Below are 2,643 nucleotides of genomic sequence, written 5' to 3'. Positions count from 1 at the left end.
TTCGACGCCTGCCAACACGCGCAGCGGCACCGTCACATTCCTGTGATCGATGGCAGGCATCGAATAACCCTTAACGATCCCGGTCTGCCGAAGAACGGTCGCCGCGGCCGGCCACTGATCGGCTGCGTTGGGCGGCAGTCGATCCGCAACCGCCGCTCGAAGTGAACCTAGCGTTACATCGCCGTCTCACACTGACCGAACTCGGCGAACGTTACGGCACCAGCGGCAGCAATATCAAAGCGATGAAGTCGAGCAGCTTCCTGCGCAGCAAGACTATCGCGAGCTCTGCCCGATTCTGAAGTGCGGGCCCGAGCAGCTTCTCAGGCCCGAGGGCCTTGACCGGCACGACCAGCACGAGTCACCCGCCAGCCGCCACATTACCGAAGCCATGAGAGCACAGGCATGAAAGTCCGATACGACTACTTTAGGGGGTTGCCTTTGCGCGATGCGTCGCCACTAGCATGATCGCAGATCGCGTACAACGCGCGGCGTGCCCGACGCCACTGCCGAACGTCCCCCGCCGGACCCATTGCTGACGTTCAAGTGGTGCGGTTGATAAGGCGGATATGAGTTGCTTTCCAGTCGTTCCGACCTTCGGGGTCGCGGATGACAGGTTTCACAGCGAGTAGACGCGCAGTCTCGACGCTGAATGTACGACAGATGTTGCGACGCCAATGCCCTCTCCTCACTCACTTTAGGTAAGGTAGTGTCGAGGTTTCTTGCTGACTCGAGCTTCCAAGACTACGGTTGCTGCCAGTCGAAGACCTTTCAACAGCGTCAGCGTGGGCTGAAGCCCCCGCAGAGTGCCCCCTATCAGCTCTTGTGATGTGAAAAGTGCCACAGTAATGGTCAGGGGTTTCATCCTGTACTGTTACCGATAGAGTTCCATTCACAATGCTGTCGGTAACGATGTGACCGGACCCCGGCACGATGTGCCAACCATTGGCCACATCCGCGCTTACACACGAGGTTGCATCTGGCCCATCTTCAGGACTGTCGCCGGCATGCGAGGTTACGACCTGTCCTACAATGCGCTGCGACTCCGGCGCAGGCAGTGTAGGGCCACTCCCGGCCTTTCGCGTGTCAAGGAACGCTTTCAGCTTTCGGTAGTTGTCAGGATCCGCTACCAAACCAGCGTCAAGGAGGAACTTGAGGTTCGTCGCCGCTTTGTCTGGGTCGCCTGTTTTAATCATTTCGAGAATGCGCGAGTGTTCGGATGTTTGCGTTTCCAGCTGTCGCTGAAAAATCCCGTTTGTTAGCGCAACAACGGCATTGCCTGCGGCGGCTACTGCCGCTGCAAAGATTGCAACAACCAAAGGATTTCGCCATTTCGATGCCGCGTTCTCAGCCTCCTTGATGGTCAACTCTTTCTCTTTGACGGCAACCTCTCGCTCACGAAAAGCTTTCTCTGCCTGCCATTTCGCGAGGTCGTCGCTAGGAGCTTCGCTCGAAGAAGCCCTGTCGGTTATCGAATCACACATGGTCACTGCCTGATCGAGGCTCGACACCACGCGGCTCTTATTCACTATTACGCGACGGTCGCCCAGTCGCCGCGTGCCGCAACCTGAGGTTACTGCCAGGATGGTTCAACCATATGGCTTGCCCGGTGTCCGCCGCGGATGGTAGCCCCACCATTGCATTGGATACAAGCCAAACAGCTCAATGTCACCATTAGCGTCGAGCAAGAATAGTCCGCCCTAACTACCCTACTTAAATCGAAAATCGTAAAATATGTCATTTCGGCATCCCGGGAACCTCTGGGACAGTAAATTTTTTCCATCCTCCACAGTTATAACCATTATTTGAATCGGCTCTAACGTGGATGACGATGTGTATTGCATCTGCCGTCGTCTTGGTGAAATTGACGTTGTTTGTGCAATCTCCTTCAGGAGGGTCTGCGGGAATCCATTTTGTTTTGTCACTCGGGTCTCGGCCCACCCATTGTCCATCATCAAGATACCGGATATCAAAATGATAGCCGTAAGTCGCTGTTATCTTGCAATCTCTCTGAACAGTTTGAAGCTCAGGCTTGTCGTGAGTTCCGGCACCGCAGTATAACGTCCGTTCAATAACCTTTCCTTGGACTGTGGGCGCGGACAATAAAGAAATCGATAGGATCGCCAAAAGAATGAGAAGAAACCGTTTCATGGAAACTCCCAACATTAAGAGAAACGTTCAACTAGCTTCCCAATCCGGCGAGCACGCGCCCACCGTTGATGTTGTGCAAGACAACAACGTCGCCGGCGTGACGAGCCCCCCCGAGCGCAAGCACGACTAATCAACCTTATCTCCAGTCGCCGGTTCTTAATCTACTAGCATCGCGACAAGCTTAGTAGATCAAGAATCAGAAACAAGAATAGTCAATGATGAGGTAGATGCCAGCTTTTCTTGGGCGTCGCCTTGCTTTGACTGGCTTTTGGCGCAAATTCACTGCTATGCACCACGTAGGTGATGAGGCGTCCCCAAATAGCGCAGGTACTTGCTGTCCGTGCGAAGAGCGGTTACGAAAGTCTGGTGGGCACTCGCGAGCCGACGTCTACGGGCTCGCTGTAGCGGCTGAAATTGGCCGGAGGACTAAACCGCTCGCGCGGTAGGGGCTACGGTCCGACGCTGGTGGTCAGTGAGAGGCCGGTCACCCGGCTT

The 2,643-nt window shown here is 55.1% G+C and carries 3 protein-coding genes; all 3 read right to left on the bottom strand.

Annotated elements, in window-relative coordinates; translation table 11 throughout:
* Positions 1–211 precede the first annotated feature (211 nt).
* The gene (locus AWB74_RS46750) at positions 212–355 is read right to left on the bottom strand and encodes a hypothetical protein (protein WP_160110410.1); all 144 of its coding nucleotides are present in this window, start codon (positions 353–355) and stop codon (positions 212–214) included.
* A 334-nt stretch (positions 356–689) separates the two neighbouring features.
* Positions 690–1,508, bottom strand: coding sequence for a hypothetical protein (locus AWB74_RS43970; RefSeq protein ID WP_143749530.1), 819 nt, complete (start codon positions 1,506–1,508; stop codon positions 690–692).
* A gap of 226 nt (positions 1,509–1,734) precedes the next feature.
* Complete coding sequence (locus tag AWB74_RS46255; RefSeq protein ID WP_143749529.1) at positions 1,735–2,148, bottom strand: hypothetical protein; 414 nt, start codon at positions 2,146–2,148, stop codon at positions 1,735–1,737.
* Positions 2,149–2,643 lie beyond the last annotated feature (495 nt).

Origin of the sequence: Caballeronia arvi, assembly GCF_001544695.2 — a bacterium.
Taxonomy (GTDB): domain Bacteria; phylum Pseudomonadota; class Gammaproteobacteria; order Burkholderiales; family Burkholderiaceae; genus Caballeronia; species Caballeronia arvi.
The sequence above is the reverse complement of the archived record's forward strand: the minus strand, read 5'-3'. Positions and strand labels throughout refer to the sequence as shown.